Here is a 605-nt window from a genome sequence, read left to right as displayed (position 1 = left end):
GCTTGTGCTCCGTGGCTGCTGATAGCCCTGTGGTGGATTGTGGCCGGTTTGTGACGTCTGGCACGAGGCGTCCACGTGCGCTACCGGTCGCATGGGTCGGATGTTGCACGAGCAACATAAAAAAATCATGAATATGATTCGGCTCGGCATGCTGTCAGCCTGGCGACACGGACCTGTCGGCCCGGCCCCGAATCCCGTTGGCAGCTGCCCACCACCGTCACCGCGATGTGCCCTCCCGCGGGCCGGCACCACCGGAGGGCTCCACCAGGGGACTCCGCCGGACGGCCGGGTGGCGCCGGCCCGGTCGTCCGGCGGGCGAGGTCAGGCCGGGGGAGAGCCGAGCGCGCGCAGGTCGGCCTGCATCTGGTCGATCTCGACGGCCTGGTTGATGACCATCACCCGGGCCAGCGCCCGGACGTCCGTCTCCCGCGCGTGGGCCGCCGCGTGCTGAGCCATCGTGATCCCACCCCGGTGATGGCGGATCATGAGCGTGAGGAAGAGGACGTCCAGCTCCCGGCCCCGCGCCGTGGACAGCTGGGCCAGTTCGGCGTCGGTGGCCATCCCCGGCATCCGCGACGAGCCACCGGGAGCCGTGCCGGACGGGG

1 protein-coding gene is annotated in these 605 nt (G+C 70.4%); it reads right to left on the bottom strand.

What is annotated here, in order from left to right; translation table 11 throughout:
- Positions 1-321: 321 nt before the first annotated feature.
- A partial coding sequence (locus tag AC5LSR_RS08980) for a DUF305 domain-containing protein (RefSeq protein WP_493464575.1) occupies positions 322-605 on the bottom strand: 284 nt, incomplete at its 5' end.

The organism is Protofrankia sp. CiP1_Cm_nod4, assembly GCF_982290645.1.
Note: the sequence above shows the minus strand (reverse complement) of the source record. Positions and strands in the feature narration are given on the sequence as shown.